Source organism: Pyxidicoccus xibeiensis, assembly GCF_024198175.1.
GTDB lineage: Bacteria > Myxococcota > Myxococcia > Myxococcales > Myxococcaceae > Myxococcus > Myxococcus xibeiensis.
This window is the reverse complement of record NZ_JAJVKV010000003.1, coordinates 136,980-151,772: the sequence shown is the minus strand read 5'-3', so window position 1 is coordinate 151,772 and position 14,793 is coordinate 136,980. Positions and strand designations below refer to the sequence as shown.

Genomic DNA, 14,793 nt, shown 5'->3' with positions numbered 1-14,793 from the left:
ATGAAAAAGCTCCTCTTCCTCGTGTCCTGCCTCACCCTGACGCTCTGGGCACAGCCCACCGTGGGCGCCGAAACGGCGGTCTTCCAGGTGGTGGTCCATCCCTCCAACCCGCTGACGGAGGTGAAGCGCTCGCAGCTGGCGCAGCTGTTCTTCAAGAAGAGCACGCAGTGGGCTTCGGGCAAGACGGCGATGCCGGTGGACCTGGCCGAGGACTCCACGGTGCGCGCTGCCTTCTGTGAGCAGGTGCTGAAGCGCTCGCTGCCCGCCGTGCGAGCCTACTGGCAGCAGCGCATCTTCTCCGGGCGGGACGTGCCGCCCCCCGAGAAGCCCTCCGAGGCCGAGGTCCTCGCCTACGTTCGCGCCAACCCCGGCGCGGTGGGCTACGTGGCCGCGGGCACCTCCACCCCCGGGGTGAAGGTGCTCAACATCGTCGACTGAGAGGGTTGGCACGGCTCCATGCGATTCAAGCACAAGGTCCTGCTGCTCCCCGTCCTCGCCGCCATCTTCCTGCTGGCCATCATCACCCTGTCCGAGCTGCTCGGCCGCAGCACGCGTGGGTACCTGGAGCAGATTGAGCAGGGCTATGTCCCCGCGGTGATGCTCAGCCGGGACCTGGACGTGCTCCTCGAGCAGTTGCAGCGGGGGCTCCAGGACGCGGTGGCGGCCGAGGACCCGGAGCAGCTGGCCGAGGCGGACGCCACCGCCGAGCAGTTCCTGAAGCGGCTGGCGGAGGGGCGTGCCAACGCCGCCATCGACCCGGTGCGCCTGAACACGCTGGAGACCCAGCTGCGCGACTACATGCGCATCGCCCGCGAGACGAGCGAGCGGATGATTCAGAAGGATGCACAGGCCGCCGCCCAGCTGCCGGAGCTGGCCAGGCGCTACGGCGTCGTGCGGGATGCGCTGAAGCAGGCCATGGAAGAGGACCAGCGGAAGATGCGGGAGTCCTTCGCCCTCACGCTGGAGGCGCACAAGGGCTCCCAGCAGCGGCTGGTGCTGCTGGGGCTCGTCATGCTGGGCGTGCTCGTGGGGCTCTCCGTGTGGCTCGTCGCGCAGGTGGCCCAGCCGCTGCTGCGCCTGACGGAGGTGGCCTCGCGCATCGCCAAGGAAGGCGACCTCACCCAGGAGATCCGCATCCACTCCCAGGATGAAATCGGGCTGCTGGCCCAGAGCATCAACAGCCTGGTGGTCCGCCTGCGGACCATCCCCCTCACGCTCCGGGAGTCGCTGAAGGAGCTGGCGGGGAGCGTGGACGGGCTGTCGCACATCAGCCGCGAGCAGTCGCAGCACCTGGCGCGCCAGGCCTCGAGCCTGGAAGAGGCCACCGTGGCCATGCGGGATATCGGGGCCAGCTCCCGCGAGGCCTCACGGCAGGCGGGCACGGTGATGGCGGTGGCCAGCCGCGCCGAGGCGACGAGCCTGTCGGGGCAGGCCCGCCTGCGGCAGAGCGGCGAGGCGCTGGAGCACCTGCGCGCCCAGGTGGGCGAGCTGATGCCCACCATCGGCCGGCTCACGGAGAGCTCGAAGAAGGCGTCCGCCATCGTGGAGACGGTGAAGGACCTGGCGGACCAGTCCAACGTGCTGGCCATCAACGCCGCCATCGAGGCGGCGCGCTCCGGCGAGCATGGCCGGGGCTTCTCGGTGGTGGCCCGGGAGATGCGCTCGCTGTCCCAGCAGTCCATGCGCAGCACGCAGAGCATCGGCACCCTGCTGATGGAGATGAACGCCACGGTGCGCGCCGTCACGGAGTCCGTGGACGCCAGCCACCGGAAGATGGCGGATGGGATTGCCGAGGCCCTCTCCTCCGGCCAGAGCCTGCAGGAGCTGACCGAGGCCGTGCGCGACAGCAGCAGCTCCGCCCAGGACATCGTCAGCTCCGTCACCCAGCAGAACGCGGGCATCATGCAGATGACCTCGGTGGTGACGGACTTCTCGAAGATGATGAAGGAGAGCGTGCAGGCCAACCGGGACGTGGAGTCCGCCATCGAGCGGCTGAACCTCGCGTTCCAGGGCATCCAGGGGGTCGTCGGCGGCTTCCGGGTGTAGCCGCCCGCCCGGCGTCATCGGGTGGGGGCACCACCAGTTCCCGCTACACCGGGGCCGTCGCGGGCGGCCTGCCGCGTGGAATCAGCGCTTCGCGAGCACGGCCTCCAGGGCGCGGTAGCTCTGCTCGAGGCCCTCGGTCATCCCGGAGTCGAGCATTCCGTCGCGCTCCTCGGTGGTGTGGAACAGCGACGTCGTCACGAGCTTCGTCCGGCCGTCGCCCAGGTCCTCGAGCGTCATGCTGCTGATGACGACGTAGCCGGGCATCCCGTCCCACTCGAACGTCTGGACCAGCCGCTCGGGCGGCGTGACTTCCCGGAACCGTCCCTCGAAGCCGTGGACTCCGTCGGGCGCATGCTCGACGAAGCGCCAGTGTCCGCCACGCACGACTTCCAGGCGCTCGATGACGAGGCGGTTGCCGCGCCCCCACCACTGCGCGACGAGGGCCGGGTCCGTCATCGCCCGCCAGATGCGCTCCCTCGAGGCGTTGAACACCCGCTCCGTGCGGACCTCCCGGTCCGAGGGCGTGGTGACGGTGAGGGCAGGGGAGGGCTTCAGCGAGGGGCTGCTCATGGCTGCTTCTCCTTCGTCCGTTCGAGGAATTCACCGAGGCTGTCGAGCCGCGCTTCCAGCATCTGGCGGTAGGAGGCCACCCACGCCGCCACGTCCTCCAGCCGGTGCGGCCCGAGCCTGCACGTCCGCACGCGGCCGAGCTTCTCCGCTCCGGCAGCCGGGCCCGCGGGCCCTGCCTCCGTCGAGGGCTTCCGGTCAGCGGGGTGGGGCGGAAGGCGCGACAGGCCAGGGGTACACCCGCTCGAGGAAGCGCCGCGCCAGCGTCACTACCTCGTCGAGGTTCGTCTCCAGCGCCCAGTGTCCGCCGTCCAGCAGGTGGAGCTCCGCGTCAGGCAGGTCCCGCAGGTAGGCGCGGGCCGCTGCCTCGGGCATGAAGCCGTCCTGGGGCCCCCAGACGATGAGGGTGGGAGGGCGGTGCTCGCGCAGCCAGGCCTGGTAGCGGGGAAACCAGCCGAGGTTCTCTTTCAGCCCCTCCATCAGGCCGACCATGATTTCGCGGCGCTGGGGCGTCCGCATGAGAGGCCACGACAGGTTCCACAGGTCCGGAGGGATTCGCTCGACGAGGTGCTCGGCCACTTCACCGATGAACTCGTCCTGGAAGCCCTCCTCGCTGACCGCCTCGCTCAGCTTGCGGCGCCCCGCCGGTGACGGCTTCGCCCAGTACTCCTGGAGCGTCCTGTACCTGGGGCCCAGCGTGTCCTCGTAGATGTCCCCGTTCTGGATGATGAGCGCGGCCACCCGCTCGGGGGCCTTGATGGCCAGGCGCAGCCCGATTTGCGACCCGTAGTCGTGCAGGTAGAGCGCGTAGCGCGTGAGCCCCAGCGCTTGCGCGAACCGGTCCAGCAGGTCGGCGTAGCCGTCGAACGTGTAGTCGAAGTCGCTGGGCGGCGGCGTGTCGCTGTAGCCGAAGCCCGGGTAGTCCGGGGCGAGCAGGCGCCAGCGGTCCGCGAGCGCGGGCATGAAGGCGCGGAACTGGAAGGAGGAGCAGGGGTAGCCGTGCGGCAGCAAAATGACGGGCGCCCCTGGCGGGCCTGCCTCCCGATAGAAGACGCGGACCCCGTCGAGGTCGAGGCTCTTGTGCAGGACGGCTGGCATCGGGCACCTCCGCGAGTCCGGCGCCAAGTTATGGAGCCCTCGCGTCCCGGTCTCCGGCTGCGCGCATGGGGCCGCGCGCCCGGCTGTCCACCGACCGGCCGGCCCGCCCCTCAGCGGTCGGCGATGTCGTCGCTCTGCAGGTAGGGGGACGCCTCGACGAGCACGTCCGCCATCCAGCCCCTGTTGGCTCCGCGGCCGCTCTCGTCGCAGTCGCCGTCGGTGTGGATGCCCAGCAGGTAGCCCTGGCGGTTGAGCACGCCCGCGCCGGAGCTGCCGACCAGGGTGTCCAGGTCCGAGTAGTAGACGAGCCGGTTGCAGGCATCCAGGTACCTGCCTTCGGCGATGACCTTGGGCCGGCCCCGGGGATGCTGGATGATGGCCAGCTGCTCGGTGGCCCGGTTCGTCAGCCGCACGGGCGTGACGGCCGGAAGCGTGTCGAGCTCGATGAGCGCATAGTCGGGGTCGAGCGACTGCTCGATGACGGTGCCCTCGGTGACCAGCGGGTCGCCGTCGGGCGAGTCCTCGAAGTTGAAGACCAGCAGCGACCGGTCTCCGAGCCCGACGCAGTGGCCGGCGGTCAGCACCACCGGTCCTGCGCCCGCTTCAATCAGCGTTCCGGTACAGCGCCCGTCTATCAGGACGACTGCGTCTTCCCTGTCCTGGACGTCGGCGAAGCCGCCCCGGTAGCTGTTGATGGGGGTGAAGTCGAGCGTCGGGCCGCACTGCCACTGGCCGCGAACCTCCGCCGTCTGCGGCGTGCCGCAGACGGGGGGCTCCTCGGGCACCGCATCATCTCCACAGGCCAGGATGCCCAGGAGCGCGGTGCCCGCGAGAAACGGGCCCCACAGCGTCAGGAATGGACCGGGGGGCTGTCGTGCCATCTCTTAGTAGAGGTAGTTCAGCGCCGTGCGGTCGCTGCTGGTCCACTCGCCCGTCTCGGACGAGCGGAAGCAGGAGTTCATGATGGAGCCGCCCACGGTGGCCGTGCTCGGCGTGCCGGGGATGAGGATGGCGCCCACGCCCGCGGTGCCCTCGCTGCCACCGGAGCCGCAGCTGATGTTGCGGTTGTAGTAGTCCGAGTGACGGAAGCCGATGGCGTGGCCGAGCTCGTGGGTGATGACGTGCTCGTTCACGTCAGCGCTGTAGCTCTGCAGGCCGGTGCCGATGTTGATGGTGCCGTAGGGACGGCCACCCGACGGGAAGCCCGCGGAGCCGCCGGCGCCGGACATGGTCGTCGCGGTGATGTTCGCCGTGCAGCCGCTGCCGCCGCGCTGGAAGGTGATGCGCAGGCCCAGCGAGTTGTAGTTGGCGATGGCCGCGTCCAGGCCCGCGCTCAGGCGCGAGTAGCTGTTGAACGAGGACGTGGGGTTGACGCAGATGCGCGTCACGCTCGTGCCGACCGTGTTGGTCGTCCGGTACTGCTCCTGCGTCTCCACGGGAGACTGGAGCATCTCCTGCGACGCCTCGAGCGTCACGTGGGCGTCGAGGCCCACGTACACGTTGCCGTCGGCAACCATGATGTCGTTCTCCGGGAACCCGGCCTCGACCAGGTTGGAGATGATCTGCTCGTTCTCCGCATCCTTGGACTCGGCCTGCCCATCGGTACCGCAGCCGGCCAGCACCGCGCCACAGCTCACCGCGAGGACAGCCGCTCCCTTGAACATCTTCTGGAACTTGAGCATTGGAGATTTCCTCGTACAACCGACTGCGGGGGGATGCGCCGTCCGCCTGGCCTGCACCAGCCGCGGCACGACGCACCCTGGCCCTTGAGCAATTGATGGGCCAATCAACCCCACAAAGGGAAAAAACCGAACTCGATGCTTTGCCTGGAGTGTCGGCAGTCCAGGTTTCAGATCCGCCCCTGTAAATGAATATTACATTCAACTCCGCAAGCCAGCGTCACCGCTACGGATTCCTCCTGGAGCGGCGGGGCGTTGCGGAACCGCACAGTGATGTCTGGTTATCGGACACCGGCCCTGGGGTCTGAGCTACCCCCCGAAGCGGAGTGCGTCGACTTCCCCACAACGCACCGCGGCCGGATGAATTCATTCTCGGCGCAGCGCGCCAGGAGTTTCCTGGGAAACGTACGCGGCGGCGCGGGGCGTGAATACACTCCTGGTTTTCCAGGTCTCCATGCCAATGCGCCACTCCACCCTCCCCCTTGCCGCGCTGCTGGGCGCGGCCCTGTCGTTCCTCCCGGGCTGCGAGAGCACGAAGTCGAGCAGCCCTTCACCTTCTGACGCCCAGACGCGGGAGTCCGCCGTCATGCAGGACGCTGACGCCTGGAGGCGCGCCCGCGTGGGTGACCGGGTCACCTACGCCTTCTCGGCGACGCAGGGCCCCGAGCCCCGAGGCGGCGGCACCGCGCGCACCCTCGGCGGTCAGCTGACGCTGGAGGTGGTGGCCGTGCGGCAGCCCTGGGTCTGGGTGCGCGTGGCCTTCACCGATGAGGCCGGCAAGCCCCTGACGCAGCCGCGGCTCGCCCAGGACCTCCTGGTCCCCGTGCGCGCGGACACGACGCGCCCGCTCGACGTGCCCCATGGGGGCGAGGCCACCGCCGAGACGCCCTCCAGCGCGGGCCGCACCTGGGAGGCCATGCGCTACGTCAGCGACCAGCGCCCCGTGGACGGCCCCCTGCGCACGCGCGTCTACGCCAACGCGCCGGGCCCGCTCTACCTCACCCGCGGCCTGCTCGAGGCGAGCACGGAGGCGGCGGGCTTCCACATCCCGGGCGGCTTCAAGCTGACGCTGCGCGAGTTCCGCGAGGGCTCGGCCGACGCCAACGCCCCCGTGCCCGCGATGGACAGGCCCCTGGGACCGGGCGCGTACTACGAGCGGTTCGTGAACGTGGACTCCACGCCCGGTGTGCACCGCGTGTGCTTCACCGCCGAGCGCGGCTACCTCCTGCGCGCCGAGGGCCCCGTCGACGCCAACGCGGCTCCCTGCTCGGACTTCTCCCAGGCCGAGCCGGAGCCCCTCGAGGAGCTGCTGATGGGGCTGCCCTGGGAGGCGCTGGCCTCGGAGAAATCGCCTCCCAGCGCGGCCGCGTCTGCCATTCGTGGCACCTTCACCGCGGAGGGCCGCGGCGTGCCCGCCCTCACCGAGCAGAGCACGGAGAATGTGGAGGGCGTCCCGCGCGTCTTCTCGCAGACCTACGCGGCCGAGCCGTGGGCCCCGGCGCTCGCCGGCCTGCCCTACGAGGCGCGCTTCATGCCGCTCGCCAGCGGCACCGAGCGCGTGGTCGCCGGTGGCAAGCGTGAGTCCGAGGGCGGCACGCGGCTCGTGCGGTGGGGTGCGTGGCTCGCGGGGCCGCAGTGACGAGGTGAAGCGGCTGCGCGCGGAGGGAGCCGGCCTGTCCCGCCCGAGGTGGGCGCGGGCACGCTGGCCGCGTGCGGGGTGAGCCGGTAGTGTCCGCGCCGTGCTGGGAAGCTCAGGAGACACGCCGTGCTGACGTACCGACAGGGCCTGCTGTTCGTGCTCGGAGTCGTCGCCCTGTCGGGCTGCATTCCCGATGCCGTCGACGTCACGGGCAAGCTGTGCGGCCTGGAGCAGTCCTGCGGGCCGGGCTTCCACTGTCAGGCGGGACGCTGCGCGGAAGGTGACGAGCCGGCGCGCCCCACCAACCTCGTGCGCAACTCCGGCTTCGAGGGGGGCACGGACGGCTGGGAGACGACGGGGGTGCTGTCCACCGAGCCGCCGGGCTTCGCGGGCGCCCTCGCGGCGCGGCTCGTGGCGCGAGGGGGGGCGACACCGGTGACGCTCACCCCGCGCTCGCCGCCGCTCCTCGACTCCGAGGAGGACTTCTACTGCGCCTCGGCCTGGGTGCGCGGAGGCCCGGGGCGCACCGCCGTGCTCGAAATCCTCGATGGCTCCGACGTCGCGGACTCCGAGGAGCTCCCGCTGGACGACACCTGGCAGCAGGTGACGGTCTCCTCGCTGTTCCTGGAGAACAGCGTGGGGACCCTGCGCCTCGTCGTCCCCGCGGAGGGGGAGGCGCCCGTGTGGGTGGACGAGGTCGCGCTCTGGCGCACGGCCACCGTCGACTGTGAGAACGGCCCGTGAGCACGCCCCGCACCTCGCCGCTCACCGAGAAGACGGACCCCGATGCCCCGCCCCGGGCGCGGCTGTTCGTCATGGAGGGGCCGGACCGGGGGCGCACCGTCCTCGTCGAGGGCGGCACCGTGGTGGTGGGGACGCTGCCGTCCTGCCAGCTCGTGCTCTCGGACGACACCGTGTCCCGCCAGCACCTGAGCCTCGAGCTGCTCGGGACGCGCGCGCGGGTGAGGGACCTCGGCAGCCGCAACGGGACGCGCTACCTGGGCGCCCGGGTGGAGGTGGTGGAAGTGCCCCTGGGCGCCATCGTCTCCCTGGGCAGGACGCAGCTCGCGCTGCTCCCCGCGGACGCCAGTCCCGAGCGGCTCAGCGAGCGGACGGAGCTGGCGGGGCTGCTCGGGCGCTCGCTCGCGATGCGCCGGCTGTTCGCGGAGGTCGAGCGGGTCGCCCCCGTGGACGTGCCCGTCCTCATCCAGGGAGAGACGGGGTCGGGCAAGGAGGGCATCGCCAGGGCGCTGCATGTCCTGTCCGGGAGGACCGGGGCGCTGCACGCGTTCGACTGCGGCTCCGTCCCCCCGGCGCTGCTGCCGGGCCTGCTGTTCGGGCATGTGCGCGGCGCCTTCACGGGCGCGGTGGCCGACACGCCCGGCGCGCTCGAGGCCGCGCACGAAGGGACGCTCTTCCTCGACGAGGTGGCGGAGCTGCCGCTGGAGCTCCAGCCCGTCTTCCTGCGCGTGCTGGAGACGGGGCGCTTCTGCCGGCTGGGGGAGACGCGGGAGCGGAGCGTCCGCTTCCGGCTCGTCGCCGCCACGCACCGGGACCTCGCGGCGGCCATGAAGAAGGGCACCTTCCGGCCGGACCTCTACCACCGGCTGGCGAGCATCGTGCTGCGCGCGCCGCCCCTGAGAGACCGGCTGGACGACATCCCGCTGCTGGCCGAGCACTTCGCCCGCACCCTCGGCGCCTCGCTCCCGCTGTCACCCGCGAGCCTCGCCACGCTGAGCGCCTACTCCTGGCCCGGCAACGTGCGGGAGCTGCGCAACGCGGTGGAGCGGACCCTGACGCTGGGCGCGGAGGCCGCGTTGCCGGAGCTGGCGCCCGGCGTGGGCGTGGGCGTGAAGGAGGACTTCCACGCGACGCGGGAGCGGGTCCTCCAGGCCTTCGAGCGCAGCTACCTGGAGGCGCTGCTCGCCCGGCATCGCGGCTCGGCCTCCGCGGCCGCGCGGGAGGCGGGCCTCGCGCGCTCCTACTTCTATCGGCTGCTCAAGACGCACGGGCTCGCGCCCGGGCGCGGCAGGGGCTGAGCTAGGATGCGTGCGCCATGTGGCTTGCCGTGACACTGCTGGTGGTCCTGGGACAGGCCGCGCCGGCGAACCCCTATCTCGACCAGGCGCGGGCACGGTACGAGGCGCTGGACTTCTCCGAGACGCTGGCGCTGCTCCAGCTCGCCGAGCAGGTCCCCTCCAACACGCGCGCCCAGCGGCTGGACATCCTGGAGCTGAAGGCCCGCTGTGAGCTGGCGGAGGGACGACGCGCGGAGGCGGAGGCCAGCTACACGCGGATGCTCACGCTGGACCCGCGCGCCGAGCCTCCGGGAGACCTCTCGCCCAAGATTCTCGAGGCCTTCCAGGCCGTGAAGGCCCGGCTCTTCCCGGCGGACTACCTCGCCCTCAAGCAGCTCCCCTCGGCGGAGGGGCTGGTGCGCGTGGAGGTGGTGGACCCGTGGCGGCGCGTGGAGGCCGTGGTGCTGCGCTGGCGCGGCCCGCGCGAGACCGACTGGCGGCAGCTGCGCGCCGTTCCCGAGGAGGGGCTCTGCGTCTTCCAGCTCCCCGGAGACGGGCCGGGACCGGTGCGCTGGTATGTCGAGGCGCGAGGCCCGGAGGGAAGTGGGCTGGCCCGGCTCGGTGCTCCGGACGCACCCCACGTCTGGAACCGGGGGGGCGTCGTCGCGGAGTCCCTCCTCGCGCCCGTGCCCCCTCCGGAGGCCGAGCCCGCCACCTCGCCGGGCCTCCGCCGGAGGCTGGGCTGGGTGTCGCTGGGTGTGGCGGTCGCCGCGGGCCTGGGGGGCACCTGGCTGCAGGTGCGGTCCGGCGAGTCCCATGACGCCGCGGTGCGCGAGGCGTGGGCGGGGGACTCGCGGCGGCACTCGGAGCGGGCGCGCACGCAGGCGGGCTGGGCCACGGGGCTCTTCATCGGCGGCGGGGCGGCGGCGCTCGGCGGCGGTTATCTCCTCATATGGTGATGGCCGGACCCGCCATGCGGGGGCTGCGCGTGGGCCCCTATGAGCTGCTCTCGCGCATCGCGGCGGGAGGGATGGGCGAGGTGTTCATCGCCCGGCGAACGGGCCTGGCGAGCTTCGAGAAGCGCGTCGCGCTCAAGCTGCTGCTGCCCCACCTCTCCGAAGAGCCGGCGCTGGTGGAGCGCTTCCTGGAGGAAGCCCGCATCGCCGCGCGGATGGAGCACCCCCACGTCGTGCAGCTCTTCGACGCGGGTGAAGCGGACGGCCGCTACTACCTGGCGATGGCGCTCGTGGAGGGCGTGAGCCTGTCGCAGCTCCTCCGCGCGTGCCGTCGCGAGGGACGGCAGCTTCCGCTTCCCGTGGTGAGGGCGGTGGCCACCGGACTGTGCGAGGCGCTCGACTACGCGCACCAGCTCCGGGGGCCGGCGGGCGAGGACTTCCGCGTCGTCCACCGCGACGTCAGCCCGTCCAACGTCATGGTGTCCGCGCGGGGCAGCGTGCTGCTCGGTGACTTCGGCATCGCCCGGGTCCTCTCCAGTGCGGCGACGCGCAGCAGCCGCCCCTGGGGCAAGTACGCGTACATGCCTCCGGAGCAGCTGGACGCGACCATGCCCCTGGATGCGCGGGCGGACGTGTTCGCGGCGGCCGTCACGCTCTACCAGGCCTTCACCCTGAGCTCGCCGTTCCAGCGCGCGACGGATGCGGCCACCATGGACGCCATCCGCCACGAGACGCTGCCGGACGCCATGCTCCTCCGGCCGGACCTCACGGAGCGCATCCGCGACACGCTCCAGCAGGGGGCCTCCCGGGAGCGGGACTCGCGGCTGCCCTCGGCGCGGGCGCTCCTCGCGGGCTTGATGGATGGGCCGGTGGCCTCCCCAGCCGAGCTGGGCGCGCTCGTCGAGTCGCTGTGTGCCGCCGAGCTGGCCGTCTTCCGGCCGGCCGCGCTGACGTCGGGCACCCGCCCGACCCGGACCGGGCCTCCCGTCCAGGAGGCCGCGAATGATGGAGCCAGGGGCGTTGCCCCCCTGCCTGTGAAGGCGGAGCTGCGCCCCTCCCGACGCGCGAGGAGGAGGGTGCTCGCGCTGGCGGGCAGCGTGGCCGTGGGGGGCCTCGCGCTCGGGCTCTGGTCGCGCTTCTCGCAAGAGGCGGACGGGGAGCTCGCTCCTCCGGCGTCCTCCACGGCCGCTTCGCGCATCCCTCATGAAGGGGGCGCTGCTTCACCCGTGCCGGCTCCCACCGCGCCGCTCTCCCATCTGCACGAGTCGGGCGCTGCTTCACCCGCGCCGGTTTCCACCGGGTCGCTCCCCCCTCCGCCTGACGCCCAGGCGCGGGACCTGGCTCCGCTGAATCCCTCTTCCCCGCAGCCGGCCTCCGGGGACGACCGCGGGCGCTCACGGGCCACGGGTGCCCCTGGAAGGCGAGGACTCGCGCGGGCCGAGGCCCCCCAGCCGCTGTCGGGCACCGGCTTCCTGACGGTGGACGCGCGGCCGTGGGCGGTCATCTCGGTGGACGGCCGCGAGGTGGACCGGACGCCGCTGGCCCGCTACCCCCTTCCGGCGGGCCGGCACAGCGTCGTCTTCCACAACCCCGTCCTCGGGCGGACCGAGCAGCGCACGGTCCACATCGAGCCGGGAGGCGTCGTCACCCTGAGGGTGGACTTCGAGGCTGCGCGCTGAGGACGGGGCCCGAAGTGTCGTCAGCCGGGACAGTTGTCCCCTGGCAGGGGACAGTCCTCCCGGGTGCGTCCCGGAGGCCCGCGCGCCAACTCCGCGAGATGAGGCGCGTGTGGCGCCCAAGGGGATGCCGCCGACGGTGAGGGCACGGGGGCTGCACTGCGTTCCCGCACGTGCGCGCTGAAACGGCGTGCCACACCCAACGCAGCACCACCTCAACGGAGTTACCTCTTCATGAAGACGACGCTCATTGTCCTGTTCGCCGCGATGTCGCTCGCCCTGGGCCTCACCGCTTGTGGAGATGGCGATGCAGCCTGCTCGGCCGAGGAGTCGACGACGTGCACGAACAAGCAGATCGCGTGCGTTGACTCCTGTGGCTCCGGTGTCGAGGCGGGCTATTCCGCCTGCGTCGCGAGCTGCAATGTCAAGCTCTGCGACTGCCTCGATTCCTGCGGCAGCACCTGCGACAAGGACTAGCCAGAACCCTGGAGCACCCGGTGGGCCCCTGCCGGACCGGCGGGGGCCCGTCTCTTCGGGGCGGCAGGCGTGAATACTGCGGGGGAGCGGCCGTCAGGAGGCGCATCCACGACGATGTGGAGCCACTCCAACGCAGCACGCACATCCCATGACCATGTCCACCCTTCCCAAGCTCGCCGCGCTGTCGCTCGTCCTGTCCGCCCCCGCCGCCCTTGCCGATGATTCCGAGAAGGGCCCCGGGTTCTCCCTGGGGCTTCGCGCGGGTTACGGCGTGCCCTTCGGCAGCGCCGTCGGCGCGGAGAATGAGGGGAGCGAAGCCCCGGAGCTGAGCGACTCGGTGTCCGGCATGGTGCCGGTCCAGCTGGACGTGGGCTACTTCATCAACTCCAACCTCTACCTGGGTGGCTCGTTCCAATATGGCTTCGGGTTCCTGGCCGAGGACGAGGACTGCGATGGCGACAACGTGAGCTGCGGCGTGAGCCAGATGCGCTTCGGTGTGAACCTGGCCTACCACTTCGCCCCGCAGGCGAAGATCAACCCCTGGCTGGGCGTGGGCGCGGGCTACGAGACCCTCACCCTGTCCATCTCCGGTGAGGAGAATGGCGTGTCCGCCGAGGCCAGCAGCACCGCCAAGGGCTTCGAGTTCGTCAACGCCCAGGGCGGTGTCGACTTCAACGTCAGCGACACCGTCTCCGTGGGCCCCTTCGTCACGTACACCGTGGCGCAGTACTCGTCGACCACCATGCGCATCGACATCGAGGGCCTCCCCGGCGACGGCGAGGAAGAGGAGACGGAGGACATCGAGAACACGGCCATCCACTCCTGGCTGTACGGCGGCGTGCGGATGCAGGTGCGCTTCTAGTCGCTGAAAGTGCTGCCCGCGGCCCGCTCCGGACTTTCCGGGGCGGGCCGCTTCGCTTGTGCGCGACGAGGCGTCAGCCGAGCAGGCTGCGCACCACCTCTTCGGCGAGCCGCGTGCCGCGCCCACGGCGCATCAGCAGCCGGTAGGTCACCGGGGGCAGGCCGCGCACGGCGAGGCGTGCGAGGTCCGGGGTGGCCACCACGTCGTTGATGATGCCCACCCCCACGCCCAGGGCCGCGAGCCGGCAGACCGCCTCCCAGCCCGTCACCTCCGCCGCGACCTCGAGTGCCCGGCCCCGCGCCGCGGCGGCATCCTCCAGCGTGGCGCGCAGGGCGCGGCCGAGTGGAGGCACCAGGAGCCGGTGCTCGAGCAGGGCCCCCACCTCCACCGCCCGCCCCGCCCGCGCCAGCTGGTGCTGCCGCGAGGCCACGGCCAGCAGCGCGGCGGTGACGAGGGGTTGCGAGCGCAGGCCCGGAGGGCTGGATGCGGGGCCGGCCACCACCGCGAGGTGCGCCGAGCCGCGCTCCACCGCGGCGACCGCGGCGGGCCCATCCAGCACGAGGAAGGAGAGCGTCCCGGCCCGCTCGCGGAGGAATGGGGCGATGCGCTCGGCCACCACGTGCACCAGCGCTCCCTCGCCACAGGCGAGCACCACCCGCTCCTCCGCCTGGCCCTGTCGCAGCTCCACGCGCAGGGCCCGCTCCCGCTCGAGCACATCGCGCGCCCAGGCGAGCACGCGCGCTCCATCCGGGGTGAGCTGGAGGCGCCGGCCCTGGCGCTCGTAGAGGGCGGTCTCCAGCGCCTTCGCCACCCCCTGCAGCCGCGCATGCATCGCCGGCTGGGACAGCCCGATGGTGCGCCCCGCGAGCGTCAGGTTGCAGCCAGCCTCCGCGAACGCCACCAGGGCGCGAAGCCCATCCGTGTCCATGAGTGGAACTATCCATGGGTTCGATAGTTGGAGGGAAGTACCGATTCGTGCTCGGGGACGGTGCCGGGTAGTGTTCCTCGCGTCAGAAAGGAAGAACACTCATGGCCACCGCACGCCGCTCGGAGAAGGAACTCCAGGCACTCGCCAAGAAGTCGAAGAAGCTGTCCTGGTTGCTGCGTCATGGCGCCCGGGAGATGGGCCTTGCCATGGACACCGCGGGCTTCGCCCACATCGGCGAGGTGCTGCGGATGACGGGGCTGTCTCGCGACGAGCTCGACGAGGTGGTCGCGGAGAACAACAAGTCCCGCTTCGAGGTGCGGGGCAAGCAGGTGCGCGCCGTGCAGGGCCACTCGCAGGAGGGCACCCCCGTGACGCTCGACGGGCTGGAGCGCAGCTGGGACGAGGTGTCCGGAGACGCCACCCTCTACCACGGCACGTCCGTGGCCGCCGCGCGCGCCATCCTCTCCGGGGAGGGCGTTCATTCCGCGGCGCGCACCCACGTCCACCTGGCCGCCACGGTGGACTCGAAGGTGGGCAAGCGGGCCGGCGTGGACGTGCTGCTGGTCATCTCCCCCGAGCGCCTCCGGGCCTCCGGGCTGCGCGTCTTCCGGGCCCCCAACGGAGTCCTGCTCGCGCGCTCCATCCCCGCCGCCGCCATCGTGGACGTGGTGGCGTGCAATGGCCCGGGGCGCTCCGCGCTGGCGGAGCTGAAGGGCCGGGTGGAGAAGGAGGCGGGAGCCTTCACCGCTTGAAGCCCTGGGCTTTCCAACATCAACTTCCGTGAAGGCCGGGGCCCGCCTATTCATGACCCATGCCCGCTGGCCCGGTAGCAGCGGGGCTGTCCACA

Annotated in this window: 16 protein-coding genes; 10 read left to right on the top strand and 6 right to left on the bottom strand. The window is 71.7% G+C overall.

The window, feature by feature from the left end:
* Both LXT23_RS13305 and LXT23_RS13300 read left to right on the top strand, forming a co-directional pair.
* A complete protein-coding gene (locus LXT23_RS13305) occupies positions 1–438 on the top strand; it encodes a type 2 periplasmic-binding domain-containing protein (RefSeq protein WP_253980545.1) in 438 nt (145 codons plus the stop codon).
* 18 nt (positions 439–456) lie between these two features.
* Positions 457–2,046, top strand: a complete 1,590-nt coding sequence (locus LXT23_RS13300; RefSeq protein WP_253980544.1) for a methyl-accepting chemotaxis protein — start codon at positions 457–459, stop codon at positions 2,044–2,046.
* An 81-nt stretch (positions 2,047–2,127) separates the two neighbouring features.
* Here LXT23_RS13300 and LXT23_RS13295 read toward each other — a convergent pair whose 3' ends face one another.
* From LXT23_RS13295 to LXT23_RS13280, 5 genes are all read right to left on the bottom strand, one after another.
* Positions 2,128–2,616, bottom strand: a complete 489-nt coding sequence (locus LXT23_RS13295) for an SRPBCC family protein (protein ID WP_253980543.1) — start codon at positions 2,614–2,616, stop codon at positions 2,128–2,130.
* On the bottom strand, positions 2,613–2,747 hold the full coding sequence (locus LXT23_RS49660; RefSeq protein ID WP_256560814.1) for a hypothetical protein: 135 nt from the start codon (positions 2,745–2,747) through the stop codon (positions 2,613–2,615). The genes LXT23_RS13295 and LXT23_RS49660 overlap by 4 nt, the downstream gene beginning before the upstream one ends.
* 64 nt (positions 2,748–2,811) lie before the next feature.
* Positions 2,812–3,711, bottom strand: coding sequence for an alpha/beta fold hydrolase (locus LXT23_RS13290; RefSeq protein WP_253980542.1), 900 nt, complete (start codon positions 3,709–3,711; stop codon positions 2,812–2,814).
* Positions 3,712–3,821: 110 nt separating this feature from the next.
* Positions 3,822–4,592 carry a trypsin-like serine peptidase gene (locus LXT23_RS13285; protein ID WP_253980541.1) on the bottom strand — a complete coding sequence of 257 codons (771 nt, stop codon included), beginning with the start codon at positions 4,590–4,592 and terminating at the stop codon, positions 3,822–3,824.
* A 3-nt stretch (positions 4,593–4,595) separates the two neighbouring features.
* Positions 4,596–5,375: a zinc-dependent metalloprotease gene (locus tag LXT23_RS13280; RefSeq protein ID WP_323378993.1), complete on the bottom strand. Its 780-nt coding sequence runs from the start codon at positions 5,373–5,375 to the stop codon at positions 4,596–4,598.
* Between the two features lie 469 nt (positions 5,376–5,844).
* On the opposite strand from LXT23_RS13280, the gene LXT23_RS13275 reads away from it, so the two are divergent.
* From LXT23_RS13275 to LXT23_RS13245, 7 genes are all read left to right on the top strand, one after another.
* Positions 5,845–7,029, top strand: coding sequence for a DUF6068 family protein (locus LXT23_RS13275; RefSeq protein WP_253980539.1), 1,185 nt, complete (start codon positions 5,845–5,847; stop codon positions 7,027–7,029).
* A gap of 126 nt (positions 7,030–7,155) precedes the next feature.
* Positions 7,156–7,773, top strand: a complete 618-nt coding sequence (locus LXT23_RS13270) for a hypothetical protein (RefSeq protein WP_253980538.1) — start codon at positions 7,156–7,158, stop codon at positions 7,771–7,773.
* The gene (locus LXT23_RS13265) at positions 7,770–9,068 is read left to right on the top strand and encodes a sigma 54-interacting transcriptional regulator (RefSeq protein WP_253980537.1); all 1,299 of its coding nucleotides are present in this window, start codon (positions 7,770–7,772) and stop codon (positions 9,066–9,068) included. Before LXT23_RS13270 ends, LXT23_RS13265 begins: the two co-directional genes overlap by 4 nt.
* 17 nt (positions 9,069–9,085) lie before the next feature.
* Complete coding sequence (locus tag LXT23_RS13260; RefSeq protein WP_253980536.1) at positions 9,086–10,006, top strand: tetratricopeptide repeat protein; 921 nt, start codon at positions 9,086–9,088, stop codon at positions 10,004–10,006.
* The gene (locus LXT23_RS13255) at positions 10,000–11,682 is read left to right on the top strand and encodes a protein kinase domain-containing protein (RefSeq protein ID WP_253980535.1); all 1,683 of its coding nucleotides are present in this window, start codon (positions 10,000–10,002) and stop codon (positions 11,680–11,682) included. The genes LXT23_RS13260 and LXT23_RS13255 overlap by 7 nt, the downstream gene beginning before the upstream one ends.
* A 231-nt stretch (positions 11,683–11,913) precedes the next feature.
* Positions 11,914–12,156 (top strand): hypothetical protein, encoded by a 243-nt coding sequence (locus tag LXT23_RS13250; protein ID WP_253980534.1) that lies wholly within the window; start codon positions 11,914–11,916, stop codon positions 12,154–12,156.
* Positions 12,157–12,310: 154 nt separating this feature from the next.
* Positions 12,311–13,018, top strand: a complete 708-nt coding sequence (locus LXT23_RS13245; RefSeq protein ID WP_253980533.1) for an outer membrane beta-barrel protein — start codon at positions 12,311–12,313, stop codon at positions 13,016–13,018.
* Between the two features lie 73 nt (positions 13,019–13,091).
* Here LXT23_RS13245 and LXT23_RS13240 read toward each other — a convergent pair whose 3' ends face one another.
* Positions 13,092–13,946, bottom strand: a complete 855-nt coding sequence (locus LXT23_RS13240) for a LysR family transcriptional regulator (protein WP_253980532.1) — start codon at positions 13,944–13,946, stop codon at positions 13,092–13,094.
* A 101-nt stretch (positions 13,947–14,047) separates the two neighbouring features.
* Between LXT23_RS13240 and LXT23_RS13235 the strand changes: the two genes are divergently transcribed.
* Entirely contained in the window at positions 14,048–14,698 is a 651-nt protein-coding gene (locus tag LXT23_RS13235) for an RNA 2'-phosphotransferase (protein ID WP_253980531.1), read from the top strand.
* Positions 14,699–14,793 lie beyond the last annotated feature (95 nt).

What these genes read in the sequence shown, in the direction of transcription:
- LXT23_RS13305 (WP_253980545.1), top strand. Translation starts at nt 1, where the DNA reads ATGAAAAAGCTCCTCTTCCTCGTGTCCTGCCTCACCCTGACGCTCTGG.
- LXT23_RS13300 (WP_253980544.1), top strand. Translation starts at nt 457, where the DNA reads ATGCGATTCAAGCACAAGGTCCTGCTGCTCCCCGTCCTCGCCGCCATC.
- LXT23_RS13295 (WP_253980543.1), bottom strand. Translation starts at nt 2,616, where the DNA reads ATGAGCAGCCCCTCGCTGAAGCCCTCCCCTGCCCTCACCGTCACCACG.
- LXT23_RS13290 (WP_253980542.1), bottom strand. Translation starts at nt 3,711, where the DNA reads ATGCCAGCCGTCCTGCACAAGAGCCTCGACCTCGACGGGGTCCGCGTC.
- LXT23_RS13285 (WP_253980541.1), bottom strand. Translation starts at nt 4,592, where the DNA reads ATGGCACGACAGCCCCCCGGTCCATTCCTGACGCTGTGGGGCCCGTTT.
- LXT23_RS13280 (WP_323378993.1), bottom strand. Translation starts at nt 5,375, where the DNA reads ATGTTCAAGGGAGCGGCTGTCCTCGCGGTGAGCTGTGGCGCGGTGCTG.
- LXT23_RS13275 (WP_253980539.1), top strand. Translation starts at nt 5,845, where the DNA reads ATGCCAATGCGCCACTCCACCCTCCCCCTTGCCGCGCTGCTGGGCGCG.
- LXT23_RS13260 (WP_253980536.1), top strand. Translation starts at nt 9,086, where the DNA reads ATGTGGCTTGCCGTGACACTGCTGGTGGTCCTGGGACAGGCCGCGCCG.
- LXT23_RS13255 (WP_253980535.1), top strand. Translation starts at nt 10,000, where the DNA reads ATGGTGATGGCCGGACCCGCCATGCGGGGGCTGCGCGTGGGCCCCTAT.
- LXT23_RS13250 (WP_253980534.1), top strand. Translation starts at nt 11,914, where the DNA reads ATGAAGACGACGCTCATTGTCCTGTTCGCCGCGATGTCGCTCGCCCTG.
- LXT23_RS13245 (WP_253980533.1), top strand. Translation starts at nt 12,311, where the DNA reads ATGTCCACCCTTCCCAAGCTCGCCGCGCTGTCGCTCGTCCTGTCCGCC.
- LXT23_RS13240 (WP_253980532.1), bottom strand. Translation starts at nt 13,946, where the DNA reads ATGGACACGGATGGGCTTCGCGCCCTGGTGGCGTTCGCGGAGGCTGGC.
- LXT23_RS13235 (WP_253980531.1), top strand. Translation starts at nt 14,048, where the DNA reads ATGGCCACCGCACGCCGCTCGGAGAAGGAACTCCAGGCACTCGCCAAG.